This is a genomic window from Streptomyces sp. NPDC047315 (assembly GCF_040643215.1).
Classification (GTDB): Bacteria; Actinomycetota; Actinomycetes; order Streptomycetales; family Streptomycetaceae; genus Streptomyces.
Window position 1 is genome coordinate 56,071 of record NZ_JBEYTZ010000037.1, and the last position, 18,045, is coordinate 74,115.

Here is an 18,045-nt window from a genome sequence, read left to right on the forward strand (position 1 = left end):
CGCTTTCCTCGACGGCGCCGACCGCCGGCGGGGTGCCGACGGCTTGAGCGGTCACGGCCGCGTACGGGGCGTTCCGGCTGCGCCCCGGACGGCCGGGGCTCACGGTTGCGGGTCAGCGCCGGATTTCCACCGGCTTCCCCCCGTACGGGCGTGATACGACCCACCTACCTTACCGACGCCCCGCGGACGCCCTTGCCGCGCCCCTGCGGCGCCGGGGCCGGGTCGGGTGGCGGTGCGATGGCCTGCGCTGGTCAGCGCGACGGGTCTGCGTCTGGGTTTGTGTTTGCGTAACGGGCGACGATCTCGGCGGCACGGTCGCGCAGCCGGGCGCGCAACGACTGCGGGGCCAGGACCTCCGCGTCCGTGCCGAGCTGCCAGAGCGCCCATTCCGCGTGACGCGCGTCCTGGAAGGTCACCTCCAGCCGCAGCCAGCCGCCCGCGCCCGGCTCCTCCTCTGGTGCTTCGGACTCCTCCGGTGCCTCGGAATCCTCCGGCTCTTCCGCGCGTACGGCCAGCGCGCTGTCCACCAGCTCCTCCCGCCGCGCCGGGGCCACCCGCACCAGCGCGGTGACGTGGTCGCTGCCGGAGAGGAACTGCGCGGAGCGCTCCCGCCAGATCCGGTCCAGGTCGACCCGGCCCGGTCGTACCGCCGCCTCGGACAGCCCTTCGGCGGCCAGCACCCGCGACAGCCGGTAGGTGCGGTCCGCGCCGGACCTCGTGGCCAGCAGATAGCCCTGCCCGCGCACGGTGACCAGACCGATCGGGTCCACCGTGCGCCACCGCGGCGACCCGCCCGCCGCCGCGTAGTGGATGCGCAGCTTGCGCCCGGCGAGCACCGCGCGCCGCACCTCGACCATCGCGGCGCCGGGCACCTCGTCGGCAACCAGCCGGCGGGAGAGCAGATCGCTCTCCGGCTCGACGAGAAGGCGCTGCGCCGCGTCGCTCGCGGTGACCCGGTGCCCCTCGGGCAGCGCGTCGACCACCTTCCGCATGGCCGACGCGAGCGCCGAGCCGAGCCCGAACACCTGCTCACCGCGGCCCGACGCGGCGGCCAGCAGCGCCAGGGCCTCGTCGTGGTTCAGCCCGGTGAGCTCGGTCCGGAACCCGGGCAGGAGCGCGAAGCCGCCGTGCCGTCCCCGTTCCGCGTACACCGGGACCCCGGCCGCGGACAGCGCCTCGATGTCCCGCAGCACGGTCCGGGTGGACACCTCCAGCTCGCGCGCGAGCACGTCCGCGGTCAGCCGACCGCGCTGACGCAGCAGGAGCACCAGCGAGACCAGCCGATCGGCGCGCATGCGGGCACCGTACCGAATACATGACGAAGGGTGTCGTGTTTTGCCGGGAGGCTCGTGTGCGTACCCGAAGGCATCGAACGAATCGAGCTGTTGTGGCAATGGAACGAACCGCGGTCAACCCGGTGGCGTGGTCGACGGCGTTGGGCTTCAACCAGGGCGAGGTCGTCTCCGGCCACACCCGGACCCTGTACGTGTCGGGCCAGACCGCGACGGACGCGGCCGGCGAGCCCCAACACGACGGCGACATGGCGGCGCAGCTGTCCCTGAGCGTCGACAACGTCGAGGCCGTGCTCGCCGGGGCGGACATGTCCCTGGCGAACGTCGTCCGCCTCAACGTCTACACGACGGACGTCGACCTCCTCTTCCCGCACTACGGGGTCCTGGTGTCCCGCCTCGCCGCGGCGGGTGTGGCGCCGGCGACCACGATGCTCGGCGTGACCCGGCTGGCCGTCCCCGGCCAGCTGGTCGAACTGGAGGCAACCGCGGTCGCGTAGCCCCTCCACGCTCCCTGCGGTGCGGCGTGCCGCGGTGCCGCCGTGGCGTGTGTGCGGCGATGGCGTCTGCGGCCCGTCTGTGCCTTGTCGCGCAGTTCCCCGCGCCCCTGATTCGCTTCCCCCGTCATCCGTCTGCGGGCTGAGGGCAGGGTGTTTGGGGGCTGGGGGTACCACCACGCCCTTCGGGCGTAGGGGGCGGAACTGCGCGATCAGCCCACCACCGGGCCGCGGTGGCCAATGGGCCCGCAGAGGCGCGGCGGTGGCGTCGAGGGGCGCGGGTGGCGCGGGGGCTCACAGTGCGACGTAGCGCGTTGGTGCGGGGCCCAGGGGGGCTGCTTCGCCCCGGGTCACCAGGCGTCGCAGGTGGGACTCCGCCTCCGAGACCGCGATCGTGCGCGACGCATGCGGGATCTCCGCCCACGGACGGTTCCACTCCATCCGCTCCGCCGCCTCCCACGGCGTCCGCGCCACCGTCAGCAGCGCCAACAGATGGCGCAGCCGCTGCTCGTGGTGGGCCAGCAGCTCCCGCACCCGCGCGCCCGCCGTGGTGAAGGCGTGTTGGTGCGCGGGCAGCACCTCGGCCGGGGCCAGCTTCCCGACGCGCTCCAGCGAGGCGAGGTAGTCGCCGAGCGGGTCGAGCGCGGAGCCGTCGCCGTCGCCCGCGTCGGGGTCCTCGTACAGCCCGATGTGCGGCGTGATGCCCGGCAGCAGGTGATCCCCGGAGAACAGCCGCCCGCGGCCCGGCAGGTTCGCCGGGTGGGCCTCCTCCAGGTGGAGGCAGACGTGCCCGGGCGTGTGCCCCGGCGTCCAGATCGCGCGCAGCCGGCGGCCGGCCAGCGGCAGCAGCTCGTCCGGCACGATCTCCCGGTCCGGCAGCGCCGCCCCCAGGCCCGGCAGCGTGCGCGTCCGGCCCGCGGCCCGCGCCGCCCGCAGGGGTGCGGTGTGCTCCGCGGGCGCACCGGCGCGTTCGAGCTTGTCGGCGAGGTAGCCGAGCCAGTCCGCCGGCTCGGAGCTGCGCGAGCGGCGGACGACCGCCGTGTCCGCGGGGTGCATCGCGATCCACGCGCCGGACGCCTCCCGCACCCGGCCGGACAGCCCGTGGTGGTCCGGGTGGTGGTGGGTGATCACGACGCCGTGGACGTCGGCGACGGCGACGCCCACGGCGCCCAGGCCGGTCACGAGCGCGGCCCAGGACGCGGGGTCGTCCCAACCGGTGTCGACGAGTACGGGGCCGCGGTCGGTGTCGACGAGGTGGACGAGGGTGTGGCCGAGGGGGTTGTCGGGGATGGGGACTTCGACGGACCAGACGCCCCCGCCGTGGTCGATCACCTGTGACATGCCACGCCCCCTCGGCTCGCCGCCGCCGCACGCGAACGGCGCCGCGCGGGATGGATCAGCCGTCACTATAGAGCGAGAACTGACGGAACGTCAGATGCTGTCGGCGATCCGTCCTGGCTCGGCGTCCTTGCTCAGCCGGGCTCCGCCAACAGCTCGGCGACCTCCTCCGCGGTCCAGGGCGCCGCCCCCGGCGCGCCCGCCAAGTAGCGGGCGACGGCCGTCGCGTCCCAGGCGTCCGCGGTGCGCAGACCGAGCGCCAGGTGTCTGAGATAGGCCGCGGACGGACTCACCGTGGGCACATCCCCCAGGTGCCACGGCGCCGTGAACGTCAGTACGGGCAGTCCCGCGACGTACCCCGGGTGCACCAGCGTCTCGTAACGCCCGGGTCCGGTCGCCACCCGCCCGAGGGCGATCGCCGCGCCCAGGTCCAACTCGGGGCCGCTGCCCGGCGTCCGGTACATCTCCTGCGCGGCGATGTCGTCGAACTGCTCGGCCGTGACCAGGTGTGCGTGCGCCCAGGTGGTGCCCGGGGCGTCGGGATCATGGAAGGCCCGGCCGCCGGACCAGAGCTCCGACCAGGTCGCGAAGTACAGGGCGCCGGGCAGTTCGAGGGGGACGGACGCCCGGGGCGGCGTGCGGTCCCGACACCCCGGGTGCCCGCGCGCCGCGCCCGGCGGACGGCCTCCGGCGATGTAGTGGTGCAGCCGCTGCGGGTCGGTGTTCGATCCGTACGACGCGTACCAGACCAGGCGGGGGCGTGTGGTGGTGGAGCGGTCCGCGACCATGGGGATGGGGACAGGACGCTCAGGGGTGGCCAACTCACCTTCTTCCGCCGGCCGGCGCAGCCTCCGCGTCCATCAGGGGCGTCCGTCAGAAGCTGTGCCCGCACTGGTGGGCTCCGTCGTGCCCCAGCACCAGCATGCACGTGGTGTTGTCCTGCGGGCACACCATCCGGCACTTCGGCACCGGAGGCGGCTTCGGTATGGGTACGTCGGAGGCGCTGGCCTGCGACCAGGCGTCCTGGAAGGCGCACACGTGGTCACCGTCGTGCCCCAGCAAGAGCGTGCAGGGGCTCGACTGCTGTCGCTCCGAGCTGCAGGTGGGACACGGTCCGAGGTTGCACGGGACCTGTGCCGGCGCTCCGCCGGGCAGGCCCCCGTCGAGGTTTTCGTCGCTCACGGCCCCTCCTCGCAATCATGAGGGTGCACCGCCATCTTCCGTCGCCCGCAAGGTCCGCGCAATCGGAACCCGCGCCGGTGCGCTCCGCGTCGGCACGGACCGCGGCGGCACCGGAGCCGACCGCATCCGCAGTGGAAACCCGCTGGTGAGAGCGGATTCGGTACCGGCTCTGGCGTACTCCAACTAGAACTGGTATCAGTTCTGAGGTAGCGTCAGATACCGCCCAGCGCCACAGGAGGCAGCGGCCATGACCGAGCTCGTGGAACACCGGAAGCTCTTCATCGGCGGTGAGTGGACCGACCCCGCGGGCACCGAAGCGATCGAGGTCGTCTCCCCCCACACCGAGCAGGTCATCGGGCGCGTCCCGCACGCCTCGCGCGCGGACGTGGACCGCGCCGTGGCCGCCGCCCGCCGGGCCTTCGACGAGGGGCCCTGGCCCCGGATGACCCTGGCGGAGCGGATCGAGGTCGTCGCCCGGATCAAGGACGCGGTTGCCGCGCGCCACGACGAGTTGGCCCGGCTGATCAGCTCCCAGAACGGTTCCCCGTACTCGTGGAGCGTGTTCGCGCAGGCGCTCGGCGCGATGATGACGTGGGACTCGGCGATCGCGGTCGCCCGGGACTTCGAGCACGAGGAGCCGCGCGCGGGCGCGTTGGGGCCCATCCTCGTACGGCGCGAGCCGGTCGGGGTCGTCGCCGCCGTGGTGCCGTGGAACGTCCCCCAGTTCACCACCGCGGCCAAGCTCGGCCCCGCCCTGCTCGCCGGCTGCACCGTGGTGCTCAAGCCGTCGCCCGAGACGCCGCTGGACGCGTACGTCCTGGCCGAGATGGCGCAGCAGGCCGGGCTGCCGGAAGGCGTGCTGTCGATCCTGCCGGCGGACCGGGAGGTCAGCGAGTACCTGGTGGGCCACCCCGACGTGGACAAGGTGTCCTTCACGGGCTCGGTCGCGGCCGGCAAGCGCGTCATGGAGGTCGCCGCCCGCAACCTGACCCGCGTCACCCTCGAACTCGGCGGGAAGTCGGCCGCGGTGATCCTGCCGGACGCCGACCTGGAGTCCACCATCGCCGGCATCGTCCCGGCCGCGTGGATGAACAACGGGCAGGCGTGCGTGGCCCAGACGCGGGTGCTCGCGCCGCGCAGCCGCTACGACGAGGTCGCCGACGCGCTGGCCGCAGCCGCCGCCGCGCTGGTGGTGGGGGACCCGCTCGACGCCGCCACCCAGGTCGGCCCGCTGGTGGCCGAGCGCCAGCAGCGGCGCTCGTTCGACTACGTGCGCAGCGGCCGGGAGGAGGGCGCCAAGGTCCTCTTCGGCGGCGGTCGCCCCGCGGGCCTGGAGCGGGGCTGGTACGTGGAGCCCACCCTGCTCGGCGACGTCGACAACTCCATGCGGGTGGCCCGCGAGGAGATCTTCGGACCGGTGGTCTGTCTGCTGCCCTACGGGGACGAGGACGAGGCGGAGAAGATCGCCAACGACTCCGACTACGGGCTCAGCGGCAGCGTGTGGACGGCGGACGTGGAGCGCGGCATCGACTTCGCGCGGCGGGTGCGGACGGGCACGTACAACGTCAACACCTTCAGCCTGGACATGTACGGACCCTTCGGCGGCTACAAGAACTCCGGCATCGGGCGCGAGTTCGGTCCTGAGGGGTACGCCGCGTACCTGGAGCACAAGATGATCCACCTGCCGGCGGGGCACGGGGGCGAGGGCTGATGGGCGACCGCTGGCACGTCGAGGTCGACCGGGGCGTGTGCATCGGCTCCGGGATGTGCGCGGGCCTGGCGCCCGACGGCTTCGTGCTCGACTCGGCCCGGCAGTCGCACCCCAAGGACTCGGAGACGGACGCGAGCGAGCCGGTGTTGGCGGCGGCGGAGGGCTGTCCGGTGGAGGCGATCGCGATCACCCTGCTGGGCAGCGGCGAGCCGGTCTTCCCGCCGGAGGAGTGAGAGCGCAGTGAGGAGAGCGAGCCCAGGTCGTGTCCGCAAAGTCCCGCGAGGTCCCGTGCGGCAGTGCCGCGCCTTGGCTGGCGCGGTTTCGCCGTGCGGCGTGCTGCGGTGTGGCGTCTGCGGCCGTTCGCGCAGTTCCGCCCCCTACGCCCAGAGGGCGTGGGGGGACCCCAGCGCCCCTACTCGCTTCCCCCGTCATTCGCCTGCGGGCTGGAGGTGGAGGTGTTTAGGGGCGCGAGGAACTGCGCGACAAGCCCACCACCAGCCGGGGGAGACCAACGCTCCCGCAGGGAAACGCCGGCTACGTCCAGAGACGCAGGAACGTGCGCGGGACCTTGAAGACACCCCCTAGTGCGCCCAGCCGGCTCGGCGAGTGCGCCGCGGAGACGTCGAAGCCGGTGGGCGGGGCTCCTGTACGGCGGGTGTCACAGGCGTCGCGTCCTGCGCGCGGGCTCCGCGCCCACGCCTCCCGGGTCGTCCACCACGTCGATCAGTCGGCACACCGTCTCGATGTCGATCTTCACCTGGGCGATCGACGCCCGCCCCGACAGCCAGGTGATCAGCGCCGAGTGCCAGGTGTGCTCGATCACCCGCACCGCCGACAGCTGCTCGGGCGTGGGGTCTTCGAGCCCCATCGCGTCCAGGATGATCGCCGTCGTCTGCCGGGACACCGTGTCCACCTCGGGGCTGACGCTGCGGTCCGCGAAGGTCAGCGCCCGCACCATCGCGTCCGCGAGGTGCGGCTCCCGCTGGAGCGCGCGGAAGGCCCGCATCAGCGTCTCGGCCACCCGCTCGGCGGCGTCCGCCCCGCCCGGGGGGCGCTTGCGCAGGGTCGCGTGCAGGTGCTGGAGCTGGTCCTGCATGGTGGCGACGAGCAGATGGATCTTGGAGGGGAAGTAGCGGTACAGGGTGCCGAGGGCGACCTCGGCGGCCTCGGCGACCTCCCGCATCTGCACCGCGTCGAAGCCGCCGCGGCCGGCGAGTTGCGCACTGGCGTGCAGGATGCGGCGGCGGCGGGCCTCCTGGCGCTCCGTCAGGGGCGGTGCGCCCGGGACCTGACCGGGGCGCCGCGCCGGATCGGGACGCCCGGCCCCCGCGCCCGCCCGTGCCCCCGCACCCGCTCGCGCACCGGGTCCGGACCGCGCGCCGGACCGTGCACCGGGCTGTGTTCCAGACCGTGCGCCGGGCTGTGCTTCGGAACGCGCACCGGATCGCGCATCGGATCGCGCTCCGGACTGCGCTCCGGACTGCGCTCCGGACGCCTGCCGTGCCGGCTGGGCTTCGGCTGTCATAGTCCCCGTCGTCCCCGTTCCTGTCCGTCCCCCGTGGTGGCGCGAATCACCTGATCCGGCCGTCACACCGGAGCTACCTGCGGGTAGATTCGAAGCTCCTTGAGCCACCAAGTCTGAAACTTGTTCTAGATTAGCGCGAGCGGTTACGCTCCGGCGAAACGTATGGGGAGAAGGGGGCCGTGAGTGACCGCTGAGGCCATCGAAGCCGGTCCCCGTGACCCCGAGCCCCGGCCGCAGGGCACCGGACCGGTCACCCCCGCGGCAGCCGCGCCCGTCGAAGCCGGCGCCCCGGACCGGCCGTTGCGCATCGCGCTCCTCACGTACAAGGGCAACCCCTTCTGCGGCGGCCAGGGCGTGTACGTACGCCACCTCTCGCGCGAACTCGCCCGCCTGGGCCACCAGGTCGAGGTGATCGGCGCCCAGCCCTACCCCGTGCTCGACGACGGCGTCCCCCTCACCGAGCTGCCCAGCCTCGACCTCTACCGCAGCCCGGACCCCTTCCGGACCCCGCGCCGCGAGGAGTACCGCGACTGGGTCGACGCCCTCGAAGTCGCCACCATGTGGACCGGCGGCTTCCCCGAGCCGCTGACCTTCTCCCTGCGCGCCCGGCGCCATCTGCGCGCCCGCCGCGGCGAGTTCGACGTCGTGCACGACAACCAGACCCTCGGGTACGGGCTCTTGGGTGACGTCGGCGCGCCCCTGGTCACCACCGTCCACCACCCCATCACCGTCGACCGGCGCCTGGACCTGGCGGCGGCGGACGGCTGGCAGCGGCGCCACTCCGTACGCCGCTGGTACGGCTTCACCCGGATGCAGCGGCGGGTGGCCCGCCGCCTCCCGTCCGTGCTCACCGTCTCCGGCTCCTCCCGCCAGGAGATCGTGGACGACCTCGGCGTGCGCCCCGACCGCATCCACGTCGTCCACATCGGCGCCGACACCGGACTCTTCGCGCCCGACCCCGCAGTCCCCGAGGTCCCCGGCCGTATCGTCACCACCTCCAGCGCCGACGTCCCGCTCAAGGGCCTCATCCACCTGGTGGAGGCGCTCGCCAAGCTCCGCACCGAGCACCCCGGCGCCCATCTCGTCGTCGTCGGCAAGCGCGCCGAGGACGGCCCCGTCGCCCGGGCGATCGAACGGTACGGGCTGGGCGGCGCGGTCGAGTTCGTCAAGGGCATCTCCGACGCGGAACTGGTCGACCTGGTGCGCGGCGCGCAGATCGCCTGCGTGCCGTCGCTTTACGAGGGGTTCTCGCTGCCCGCGGCGGAGGCGATGGCCACCGGGACGCCGCTGGTCGCCACCACCGGCGGGGCCATCCCCGAAGTCGCAGGACCCGACGGCGAGACGTGCCTCGCGGTCCCGCCCGGGGACGCGGGCGCGCTCGCCGCGGCGCTCGGACGGCTTCTCGACGATCCTGACCTGCGGGCCCGGTTGGGCGAGGCGGGCCGGCAACGCGTGCTGGAACGATTCACCTGGGCCCGGGCCGCGCAGGGGACGGCGGAGCTGTACTACGCGGCGGTCGCCCGGGCGGCGAAGCGGTGACGACCGAGGCGCCCAGGGCGACCGCCCGAACGGAACCGGTGTCCGCCCGATCGCCCCTGTGACGACGCCGACGACGCCGACGACACAGACGACACAGACGACGCCGACGACACAGACAACGCAGACAACGCAGACAACGCAGGCGACGGAGGCGACCCGGTGACGACCTTCCCGTCCACCCCGAACCACCCCCACCGTGAAAGCAGGAACGCGTGCTGACCGTCGACTTCTCCCGCTTCCCGCTCGCCGCGGGCGACCGCGTCCTGGACCTGGGCTGCGGCGCCGGCCGGCACGCCTTCGAGTGCTACCGGCGCGGCGCCCGGGTCGTCGCGCTCGACCGCAACGGCGAGGAGATCCGCGAGGTCGCCAAGTGGTTCGCCGCGATGAAGGAGGCCGGCGAGGCCCCCGAGGGCGCCACCGCCACCGCGCTGGAGGGCGACGCGCTCAACCTCCCCTTCCCCGACGAGTCCTTCGACGTCGTCATCATCTCCGAGGTGATGGAGCACATCCCTGACGACAAGGGCGTGCTCGCCGAGATGGTGCGGGTGCTCAAGCCGGGCGGTCGCATCGCGGTCACCGTCCCCCGGTACGGCCCCGAGAAGGTCTGCTGGACGCTCAGCGACGCGTACCACGAGGTCGAGGGCGGACACATCCGCATCTACAAGGCCGACGAGCTGCTGGCGAAGCTGGCGGAGGCCGGCCTCGTCCCGTACGGCACCCACCACGCCCACGGCCTGCACAGCCCCTACTGGTGGCTCAAGTGCGCCTTCGGCGTCGACAACGACCGGGCCCTGCCGGTCCGCGCGTACCACAAACTGCTCGTCTGGGACATCATGAAGAAGCCGCTGGCCACGCGCCTCGCCGAGCAGGCGCTGAACCCGGTCATCGGCAAGAGCTTCGTGGCGTACGCGACCAAGCCCCAGCTGTCCCGGACGCAGCCGTGACCACCCCGCGCACCGAACGCCTGGTCCTGCCGGGCGTGCTCACCGAGGCCGAGGCGGCGCAGACCGTCGCCGGGATACGCGCCGAGCAGCGCGCGGACGGCGCCATCCCGTGGTTCCGCGGCCACCACCTCGACCCCTGGGACCACACCGAGGCCGCGATGGCGCTGGACGCGGCCGGTGAACACGGGGCCGCGGCCCGGGCGTACGACTGGCTGCGCACCCACCAGCGGGTCGACGGCTCCTGGTACGCCGCGTACGACGACGGCGACGCCGACCGCCCCACGGACCGCGGCGCCGAGACGAACTTCACCGCGTACGTCGCCGTCGGCGTCTGGCACCACTACCTGGCCACCGGCGACGAGTCCTTCCTCGACCGGATGTGGCCCGTGGTGCGCGCCGCGATCGCCTTCGTGCTGGAACTGCAACAGCCGGGCGGCCAGATCGGCTGGAAGCGGGAGCCCGACGGCACCCCCGTCACCGACGCCCTGCTCACCGGCTCCTCCTCGATCCACCAGGCCCTGCGCTGCGCCCTGGCGATCGCGGCGGAGCGCGATGAGCCCCAGCCCGACTGGGAACTCGCCACCGGCGCCCTCGCCCACGCGATACGCCACCACCCCGAACGCTTCCTCGACAAGTCCCGCTACTCCATGGACTGGTACTACCCCGTCCTCGCCGGCGCGGTCACGGGCGCGGCGGCGAAGGCGCGCATCGCCGAACGCTGGGACGACTTCGTGGTCCCCGGCCTCGGGGTGCGCTGCGTCTCGCCGAACCCGTGGGTGACGGGCGGCGAGAGCTGCGAGTTGGCCCTCGCGCTGTGGGCCGCGGGGGAGTCCGACCGCGCGCTCGACGTCCTCAAGTCCATCACCCATCTGCGCGCCGACGGCGGCATGTACTGGACGGGCTACGTCTTCGACGACGACGCGATCTGGCCGCGCGAACGCACGACGTGGACGGCGGGCTCCCTGCTGCTGGCGGTCGCGGCGCTCGGCGGCGACGAGCCGACGTGCACGGTCTTCGCGCCCGACCGCCTCCCGACGGGCCTGCCGCCGGACTGCTGCGGCGTCCGGTAGCCGGGGCCGGGACGCTGCGCTGTGCGCGTTGCGTTGTGCGGGCTGACATCCGCGCCGTAGCCCTGCGGGCCGTCTGGTCTCCACAGGTCCGCTGTGGTTGTTCGCGCAGTTCCGCCCCCTCGGCCCCAGAGGGCCTGGGGGACCCCCAGCGCCCCTAAAAACCTCCGCCTCCAGCCCGCAGGCAAGTGCCGGGGCAGCGAATCAGGGGCGCGGGGAACTGCGCGAGCAACCACGATGTGCCCGCAGGGACCAGACGGCCCGAAGGGCTACGGCGAGGGAGCCCAGGGGCGCTGGGGTGCCCCCGTGGCCCACGGCACAGGGGGCGGAACTACGTGAGCAAGGCCCACCGGGGCGCGGCGGGCACCTCCCCCGACTCCCCGACCCCTACAAGACCAACTCCGCCAGCACCCTCAGCGTCTGCTCGTCCGGGGACGTGATGAGGAGGTCCGTCACGGGGCCCCGGCGCCAGGCGTGGAGGCGGTCGGCTATGCGGGACCTCGGACCGACGAGGGAGATCTCGTCGGCGAAGGCGTCCGGGACCGCCCGCACCGCCTCCTCGCGGCGGCCCTCCGCGAAGAGCGCCTGCACGCGCCGAGCCTCCGCCTCGTACCCCATGCGGGCCATCAAGTCCGCGTGGAAGTTGCGGGTGGCGTGCCCCATGCCGCCGACGTAGAAGCCGAGCATCGCCTTCACCGGACGCAACCCCTCCGCGACGTCGTCGCAGACGTGGGCGCGCACCAGCGGTGCGACCACGAAGCCCGCCGGGCCTACGGGGAGTTCGGCGAGTGCCGCCGCGTACGCGTCGTCCCGCAGCGGCGACCAGTACAACGGCAGCCAGCCGTCCGCGATCCGCATCGTCTGCGCCACGTTCTTCGGCCCCTCAGCGCCGAGGAGCACCGGCAGGTCCGAACGGAGCGGGTGCGTGATGGGCTTGAGGGGGCGGCCGAGGCCCGTGCCGTCGGCGCCGTCGTACGGCAGGGCGTGGAAGCGTCCGTCGAGCGCGACCGGTGCCCGGCGCCGCAGCACCTGGCGGACGACGTCGACGTACTCCCGCGTCGCCGCCAGCGGACTCGCGGGGAAGGGGCGGCCGTACCAACCCTCCACCACCTGGGGGCCGGACAGTCCGAGGCCCAGCATCATCCGGCCGCCGGAGAGGTGGTCGAGGGTGAGCGCGTGCATCGCCGTCGCGGTCGGGGTGCGCGCGGACATCTGGGCGATCGCGGTGCCCAACCGGATCCGCGAGGTGTGCGCGGCGATCCAGGTCAGCGGGGTGAAGGCGTCGGAGCCCCAGGCTTCCGACGTCCACACCGAGTCGTAGCCCAGCCGCTCCGCCTCCTGGGCCAGCGCCAGGTGGGACGGGTCGGGGCCGCGGCCCCAATAGCCGAGGGCGAGTCCCAGTCGCACGGTCGCACCACCCGTCCCTTCCGACGTACGCACGGTCCGCCGAGGGCCCGCAGTAAATCTGACGAGGCGTCAGGATAGGGCAGCGGCCCCCCACCCGGAAGGGGTGGAGGGCCGCAGCGGAAGCGGACCGGCGGTCGACGGATCAGCCGCGCTGGATGCCCGAGGTGTCCTGGAGGACGCCCCTGCGGCCGTCCTGCGTCTGCGCGACCAGGCTCTGGCCGCGCTGCTCGACCGCCAGGTACCAGGTGCCCGGGGCGAGTTCGGCGATCGGGGTCGGCGAGCCGTCCTCCCCGTACAGCGGACGCGCCACCGGCACCGCGAACCAGAACGGCGCGAACTCCGGCGCGCCACCGGCCGCCGGGGCTCCGCCGGCCTGCGGCGCCACGGCCGGGCCGGGCTGCGCCGGCTGCGGACCGCCGAACGACGGCGGCCCGGCCTGCTGTGCACCGAACGGGGGCTGCTGGGCGCCCGGGTAGCCGTAGCCGCCCTGCGGCTGGCCGCCGTACGGGGTCGCCGGCGCGGCCGGTCGCGGCGCACCGAGCAGCGGAGCCTTGAACGCGGGCACGACCTGGCCGCAGATCGCGCCGGCGGCGAGCACCAGCGTGGCGATGAAGCCGAGGATCAGGCCCGTACCGGCGTCCGGGCTGAACTCGCCCATTTCCAGCGAGCCCGCCGGGTCGAAGATCATGCCGAGCCCGGTCCACGCGGCGAAGACCGTCGCGATGACGCCGATGTGGCCCAACTCGATCCCGAGGACCCGGGGCGCGCGGGGGAGCACGTGCGACAGCACGATCAGCAGGGCGCCGATGATGCCCGCGAGATAGACCCCGAGGAGCAGGGACCCGTTGTCCCAGGCGGTCGGCACGTCGTCACAGCCGCTGCCGGTGCAGTCGAACGTGTCGAGGAACGAGGCGATGAACAGCACCACCGCTGCTCCGATCACCACGCTATCGCCTCTAGTGAGGGAGCGGATGTTCACGTATGAATCCTTCGTCGGTTGTCTCGGGTCGTCTCATCGGGGGTGGTAGCCGCCGCCGGGGTGCGGCAGTGTGTGCGGCGGGGAGTTCGGGGGTGACTCCCCGTCGTAGGAGTGAATCTATCGTCTGACCGTTCGTGTCGTCTGCCGGGTGCGCTCAGTCACCCCCGGCGCACGGGGGAAATGGACCCGATGGAAACCTGATCGGAATCAGATCGGGATCTTGTTCCGGGGGATTCGTCGGGAATCACCGTGCCGGGCGGCCTTCGGACGCCTGTTCGTGAATCGACGGGGACGGGAGCGCGCGGCACCGGGAAACGGGCGGGCGGGCGCCGAGAATCGTGCGCGGCGTCGGGAAACGGGCGGGAGGTCGGGAAACGTGCGGGGCACCGGGAATCGTGCGCGGGCCCGGGAAACGCGGACCGTCAGCTATTGCGGGCCGTCAGGTACGCGCGCAGCCCGTCGGCCAATCCGCGCGCCGCTTTCTGCCGCCAGTCGGCGTTCTTGAGCAGCGCGGCGTCCTGCGGGTCCTGCATATTGCCGCACTCGACGAAGACCTTCGGCACGGTGGAGAGATTGAGGCCCCCCAGGTCGGTGCGCACGTCCAGTCCGGTGCCGGCGCCGATGTAGTTGGCGCGGGCGCTGCCGGTCGCCGCCGCGAAGCCGTCGGCGATGCGCCCGCCCAGATCGCGCGAGGGGGCGACGATCGGGGCGGTGTCGGCGGAGCCCGCCTTGACCGGGCCCGGCAGGATCACGTGGAATCCGCGGTTGCCCTTCGCCGAACCGTCGGCGTGCACGGAAATGACCGCGTCCGCCTTCGCGTTGTTCCCGATCCGCGCCCGTTCGTCGATACACGGGCCGAACGCGCGATCGGCGTCGTGGGTGAAGGTGACCTCGGCCCCTTCCTTTTCCAGCAGAGTGCGAAGACGTTGTGAAACGTCGCGGGTGAATGCGGCTTCCTTGTAACCGTCCGCGGTGGCCGTACCCGTTGTGTCGCATTCCTTGCGGTTGGTTCCGATGTCGACGAGCTTATTGATCTCTGCGGTGTGCTGGAAGTTACCGGGATTGTGGCCGGGGTCGATCACGATGACCGCGCCCGCGAGGGCGGCGGGCTTGCCGCCGGAGGGCGTGCCGTTGGAAGGCATGCCGTGGGAAGGCGTCCCGCCGGCGGGCTTGTCGTCGGTGACGTCGCCGCGGCCGTGGGCGTCGGAGGCGTGCGCCTGCGGGGTCGTCGGCCGGTCGGCCCGGCCCTCATTCATGTCCTGCCACAGCAGCCAGCCGACGAACGCGGCGGGCGCGAGCGTCGCGACGCACGCGACGAGCACGGCGGTCCGGCGCGCCCGCCGCGGACGCCGTTCGCCCCCGTCCCCGCTGCGGTCGCCGGGCTCGGGGTGCGGGGGCTGCTGCTCGTCGTACGACACGTGCGGAGCCTAATCCGGAGTCGTCACGTTCCCGGCGCGACGCGGCGCAGGACGCGCAGCGAGTCGGTGGCCGACACCTCGACGAAGGCGCCCGAATCCAACGCGCGCCGGTAGATGCGGTACGGCGCCTGGCCGCCGTCGGCCGGGTCGGGGAAGACGTCGTGGATCACCAGCAGGCCGTCCTGCGCCAGGTGCGGCGCCCACCCCTCGTAGTCGCCCGTCGCGTGCTCGTCCGTGTGGCCGCCGTCTATGAAGACCAGCCCCAGCGGGCTGCCCCACACCCGCGCGACCTGCGGCGAACGCCCGACGACGGCGATGACGTGCTCCTCCAGCCCGGCGCGGTGCAAGGTGCGGCGGAACGTCGGCAGCGTGTCCATCCGGCCGACCTCCGGGTCGACGACGGACGCGTCGTGGTACTCCCACCCCGGCTGCTGCTCCTCGCTGCCCCGGTGGTGGTCCACGGTGACGGCCGTCGTCCCGCTGCGCCGCGCGGCGTCGGCGAGCAGCACCGTGGAGCGCCCGCAGTACGTCCCCACCTCCAGCAACGGCAGCCCCAGCGCCGCGGCTTGCACCGCCGCGGCGTACAGCGCCAGCCCTTCGTCCTTCGGCATGAACCCCTTGGCCGCCTCGAACGCGGCGAGCACGTCGCCTCCGGGGCGCGCCGTCGCGACGGCCGGTGCCTGGTTCATGTCGGGTCCTTCCTGGTGGTGCCCTGTGCGGCCGGCCGCCCGTCCGGCGGCCCGCGTCCCCATGGTGCCCCACGATCCAAGAACGGGCGCGGCCCGACCCCGCTCGCCGAATCTCACCCGCGGCTGACCTTCCGTCAGATTGGAACACGTTCTACTCTGCGCCCCATGGCCATCGGAATCACGCCCGAACACCAGCAGCTGGCCGCCTCCGTCCGCCGCTGGCTCGCCCGCGCCGTCGCGCCCGACGCCGTTCGCAAGCTGCTCGACGTGCCCTCCGCGGGGCTGGGCCGGCCCCCGTACTGGGACGGCGCCGCGGCCCAAGGGCTCCTCGGGCTGCACCTGCCCGAAGCGCACCGCGGCGGTGGCGGCACCCTCCTGGACCTCGTCGTGGTGCTGGAGGAGACCGGACGCGCGCTGCTGCCCGGCCCGTATCCGATGAACGCCCTCGCCGCCGAACTCCTGCTGCGCGACGGCCAGCACGACGACCTGGTCAGCGCACTCGCCACGGGCAGCAGGACCGCGGCCGTCGCCCTCGGGCCCGGCGGCGTCACCGCCGTCCGGGACGCCGACGGCGGCCTCGTCCTCGACGGCACCGCCCCGCCCGTCCTCGCCGGCGCCCAGGCCGACCTCCTGATCCTGGCCGCGACGACGCCGCAGACGGCTGCTGAGGAGCCCGGCAACGCGGGGCGCACCGGTAACGCGGGGCACGCCGGCACCGTTTGGGTGGCCGTGGACGCCGATGCCCTCGCCGTCCGCGTCCACGAGAGCGCCGACCCCACCCGCCCCACCGCCGAGGTCCGCGCCGAACGCGTCCGCGTGCCCGCACACCGGGTCCTAGCCGGGACGTCGGCGGACCCCTGGCTCGTACGCGACCTCGCCGCCGTGCTCCTGGCGGCCGAGTCCTGCGGGGTCGCCGCCCGGGCCCTGGACACCGCTGTCGAACACGCCAAGGTCCGCGAGCAGTTCGGCCGCCCCATCGGAAAGTTCCAGGCGGTCAAGCACCTGTGCGCCGAGATGCTCGTCCGCCTCGAACAGGCCAGGGCGCTCACCTGGGACGCCGCGACCGCCGCCAGCACCCGGCCGCCCGACGCCGCAGCACCCGACGCCGCAGCACCCGCCCCGGAACGCGGCCTCACCGCCGCGCTCGCCGCCGCCACCGCCCTCGACGCCGCGTACACCTGCGCCAAGGACTGCATCCAGATCCTCGGCGGCATCGGCTTCACCTGGGAGCACGACGCCCACCTTCTCCTGCGCCGCGCCGTCGTCGCCCGCCAACTCCTCGGGCCCGGCGACGAACACCGCACGCGCGCCGCCGAACTCGGCGCCGGCGGCGCACGACGGCTGCTGCGCACCGAACTGCCCGCGGAGGCGACCGCGCACAGGGAAGCGGTACGGGACGTCGTGGCCGCCGCACGCGGGCTCGACCCCGCCGCCGCCCGCCGCGCCCTCGCGCCCCACGGGCTCACCGCGCCCCACCTGCCAGCCCCGTACGGCCTGGGCGCCGGCCCCCTCGAACAGCTCGCCGTCCAACGTGAACTCGCGGACGCGGACGTACGCACCGCCGGCATCGGCATCGCGACCTGGGTCGTGCCCTCGCTGCTCCGCCACGGCACCGAGGCCCAGCGGGACCGCTTCGTGCCGCCGACCCTGCGCGGGGACCTGGTGTGGTGCCAGCTCTTCAGCGAACCCGGCGCGGGATCCGACCTCGCAGCCCTGCGCACCCGCGCCGAACGTACCCCGGACGGCGGCTGGCGCATCACCGGCCAGAAGGTGTGGACGAGCGCCGCGCAGCGCGCTGACTACGGCATCCTGCTCGCCCGCACCGACCCCGAAGCACCCAAGCACCGCGGGCTGACCTACTTCGTCGTCGACATGAAGAACACCGCCGGCATCGACGTCCGTCCGCTGAAGGAGATCACCGGGGAGACCCTCTTCAACGAGGTCTGGTTCGACGGCGCGCTGCTGCCGGCGGACGCGGTCGTCGGCGCGGTGGACGACGGCTGGCGGGTCGCCCGCAACACCCTCGGCAACGAACGCGTCCACATGGCCGACCAGATCACCTTCGGCACCGGGCTCACCGCGCTGCTGGCCGCCGCACCCGACCTGGACGGCGCGCACCGCGCCCGGATCGGCGCCCTCGCGGCCGAGGCGCACGCCCTCGGCTGCATCGACCAGCGCACCACGCTGCTTCAAGTGTCCGGGCTGGAGCCCGGTGCCGGCGCGTCCGTACGCAAGCTCGTGCAGACCCGCCACCAGCAGCGGACCGCTGAACTCGCCCTGGAACTCCTCGGCCCCGACGGCGCGGTCCGGGAGGGCGCGGGGGAGCGGGCCGTGCACGAACTGCTGATGTCGCGCTGCCTGACCATCGCCGGCGGCACCACCCAGGTCCAACTCAACGTCGTCGCCGAGCGCATCCTCGGCCTGCCGCGCGACTGACCGGCCAGGACGCCCCGAGTGCCC

Annotated in this window: 16 protein-coding genes and 1 riboswitch; of the genes, 7 read left to right on the plus strand and 9 right to left on the minus strand. The window is 73.6% G+C overall.

Features of this window, described 5'->3' with window-relative positions:
• Positions 1–66 precede the first annotated feature (66 nt).
• A riboswitch (cobalamin riboswitch) is annotated at positions 67–140 on the minus strand.
• A 111-nt stretch (positions 141–251) separates the two neighbouring features.
• Positions 252–1,295 carry a WYL domain-containing protein gene (locus tag ABZ842_RS32480; RefSeq protein ID WP_361545028.1) on the minus strand — a complete coding sequence of 348 codons (1,044 nt, stop codon included), beginning with the start codon at positions 1,293–1,295 and terminating at the stop codon, positions 252–254.
• Positions 1,296–1,393: 98 nt separating this feature from the next.
• On the opposite strand from ABZ842_RS32480, the gene ABZ842_RS32485 reads away from it, so the two are divergent.
• Entirely contained in the window at positions 1,394–1,789 is a 396-nt protein-coding gene (locus tag ABZ842_RS32485) for a RidA family protein (protein WP_361545031.1), read from the plus strand.
• A gap of 291 nt (positions 1,790–2,080) precedes the next feature.
• Here ABZ842_RS32485 and ABZ842_RS32490 read toward each other — a convergent pair whose 3' ends face one another.
• From ABZ842_RS32490 to ABZ842_RS32500, 3 genes are all read right to left on the minus strand, one after another.
• On the minus strand, positions 2,081–3,127 hold the full coding sequence (locus ABZ842_RS32490) for an MBL fold metallo-hydrolase (protein WP_361545034.1): 1,047 nt from the start codon (positions 3,125–3,127) through the stop codon (positions 2,081–2,083).
• A gap of 131 nt (positions 3,128–3,258) precedes the next feature.
• Positions 3,259–3,912, minus strand: a complete 654-nt coding sequence (locus ABZ842_RS32495; protein WP_361545097.1) for a histone deacetylase — start codon at positions 3,910–3,912, stop codon at positions 3,259–3,261.
• A gap of 85 nt (positions 3,913–3,997) precedes the next feature.
• Entirely contained in the window at positions 3,998–4,306 is a 309-nt protein-coding gene (locus tag ABZ842_RS32500) for a hypothetical protein (RefSeq protein WP_361545037.1), read from the minus strand.
• Between the two features lie 247 nt (positions 4,307–4,553).
• On the opposite strand from ABZ842_RS32500, the gene ABZ842_RS32505 reads away from it, so the two are divergent.
• The gene (locus ABZ842_RS32505) at positions 4,554–6,017 is read left to right on the plus strand and encodes an aldehyde dehydrogenase (RefSeq protein ID WP_361545040.1); all 1,464 of its coding nucleotides are present in this window, start codon (positions 4,554–4,556) and stop codon (positions 6,015–6,017) included.
• Entirely contained in the window at positions 6,017–6,250 is a 234-nt protein-coding gene (locus ABZ842_RS32510; protein ID WP_361545043.1) for a ferredoxin, read from the plus strand. Before ABZ842_RS32505 ends, ABZ842_RS32510 begins: the two co-directional genes overlap by 1 nt.
• 425 nt (positions 6,251–6,675) lie before the next feature.
• Here ABZ842_RS32510 and ABZ842_RS32515 read toward each other — a convergent pair whose 3' ends face one another.
• Positions 6,676–7,287, minus strand: a complete 612-nt coding sequence (locus ABZ842_RS32515; RefSeq protein WP_361545100.1) for a TetR family transcriptional regulator — start codon at positions 7,285–7,287, stop codon at positions 6,676–6,678.
• Between the two features lie 438 nt (positions 7,288–7,725).
• On the opposite strand from ABZ842_RS32515, the gene ABZ842_RS32520 reads away from it, so the two are divergent.
• The 3 genes from ABZ842_RS32520 (at position 7,726) to ABZ842_RS32530 (ending at position 11,095) form a co-directional block, all read left to right on the plus strand.
• Complete coding sequence (locus ABZ842_RS32520; RefSeq protein ID WP_361545046.1) at positions 7,726–9,081, plus strand: glycosyltransferase family 4 protein; 1,356 nt, start codon at positions 7,726–7,728, stop codon at positions 9,079–9,081.
• A gap of 212 nt (positions 9,082–9,293) precedes the next feature.
• On the plus strand, positions 9,294–10,025 hold the full coding sequence (locus tag ABZ842_RS32525) for a class I SAM-dependent methyltransferase (RefSeq protein WP_361545049.1): 732 nt from the start codon (positions 9,294–9,296) through the stop codon (positions 10,023–10,025).
• The gene (locus tag ABZ842_RS32530; protein ID WP_361545052.1) at positions 10,022–11,095 is read left to right on the plus strand and encodes a prenyltransferase; all 1,074 of its coding nucleotides are present in this window, start codon (positions 10,022–10,024) and stop codon (positions 11,093–11,095) included. Before ABZ842_RS32525 ends, ABZ842_RS32530 begins: the two co-directional genes overlap by 4 nt.
• A gap of 384 nt (positions 11,096–11,479) precedes the next feature.
• Here the strand turns inward: ABZ842_RS32530 and ABZ842_RS32535 are convergent, their stop codons facing one another.
• The 4 genes from ABZ842_RS32535 to ABZ842_RS32550 all read right to left on the minus strand — a co-directional run bounded on the left by ABZ842_RS32535 (position 11,480) and on the right by ABZ842_RS32550 (position 15,585).
• The gene (locus ABZ842_RS32535) at positions 11,480–12,499 is read right to left on the minus strand and encodes an LLM class F420-dependent oxidoreductase (RefSeq protein ID WP_361545055.1); all 1,020 of its coding nucleotides are present in this window, start codon (positions 12,497–12,499) and stop codon (positions 11,480–11,482) included.
• Positions 12,500–12,641: 142 nt separating this feature from the next.
• Positions 12,642–13,478 carry a hypothetical protein gene (locus ABZ842_RS32540; RefSeq protein WP_361545058.1) on the minus strand — a complete coding sequence of 279 codons (837 nt, stop codon included), beginning with the start codon at positions 13,476–13,478 and terminating at the stop codon, positions 12,642–12,644.
• Positions 13,479–13,900: 422 nt separating this feature from the next.
• Positions 13,901–14,734 (minus strand): N-acetylmuramoyl-L-alanine amidase, encoded by an 834-nt coding sequence (locus ABZ842_RS32545; protein ID WP_361545103.1) that lies wholly within the window; start codon positions 14,732–14,734, stop codon positions 13,901–13,903.
• A 185-nt stretch (positions 14,735–14,919) separates the two neighbouring features.
• Positions 14,920–15,585, minus strand: coding sequence for a class I SAM-dependent methyltransferase (locus ABZ842_RS32550; protein ID WP_361545061.1), 666 nt, complete (start codon positions 15,583–15,585; stop codon positions 14,920–14,922).
• A 165-nt stretch (positions 15,586–15,750) separates the two neighbouring features.
• Here ABZ842_RS32550 and ABZ842_RS32555 point away from each other — a divergent pair, with 165 nt between their 5' ends.
• Positions 15,751–18,021: an acyl-CoA dehydrogenase gene (locus ABZ842_RS32555; RefSeq protein ID WP_361545064.1), complete on the plus strand. Its 2,271-nt coding sequence runs from the start codon at positions 15,751–15,753 to the stop codon at positions 18,019–18,021.
• Positions 18,022–18,045 lie beyond the last annotated feature (24 nt).

Bases quoted from the DNA above. Each gene is read 5' to 3' on its own strand.
- ABZ842_RS32545 (WP_361545103.1), bottom strand. From the start codon at position 14,734: ATGAATGAGGGCCGGGCCGACCGGCCGACGACCCCGCAGGCGCACGCC.
- ABZ842_RS32505 (WP_361545040.1), top strand. From the start codon at position 4,554: ATGACCGAGCTCGTGGAACACCGGAAGCTCTTCATCGGCGGTGAGTGG.
- ABZ842_RS32490 (WP_361545034.1), bottom strand. From the start codon at position 3,127: ATGTCACAGGTGATCGACCACGGCGGGGGCGTCTGGTCCGTCGAAGTC.
- ABZ842_RS32555 (WP_361545064.1), top strand. From the start codon at position 15,751: ATGGCCATCGGAATCACGCCCGAACACCAGCAGCTGGCCGCCTCCGTC.
- ABZ842_RS32480 (WP_361545028.1), bottom strand. From the start codon at position 1,295: ATGCGCGCCGATCGGCTGGTCTCGCTGGTGCTCCTGCTGCGTCAGCGC.
- ABZ842_RS32550 (WP_361545061.1), bottom strand. From the start codon at position 15,585: ATGAACCAGGCACCGGCCGTCGCGACGGCGCGCCCCGGAGGCGACGTG.
- ABZ842_RS32485 (WP_361545031.1), top strand. From the start codon at position 1,394: ATGGAACGAACCGCGGTCAACCCGGTGGCGTGGTCGACGGCGTTGGGC.
- ABZ842_RS32495 (WP_361545097.1), bottom strand. From the start codon at position 3,912: ATGGTCGCGGACCGCTCCACCACCACACGCCCCCGCCTGGTCTGGTAC.
- ABZ842_RS32510 (WP_361545043.1), top strand. From the start codon at position 6,017: ATGGGCGACCGCTGGCACGTCGAGGTCGACCGGGGCGTGTGCATCGGC.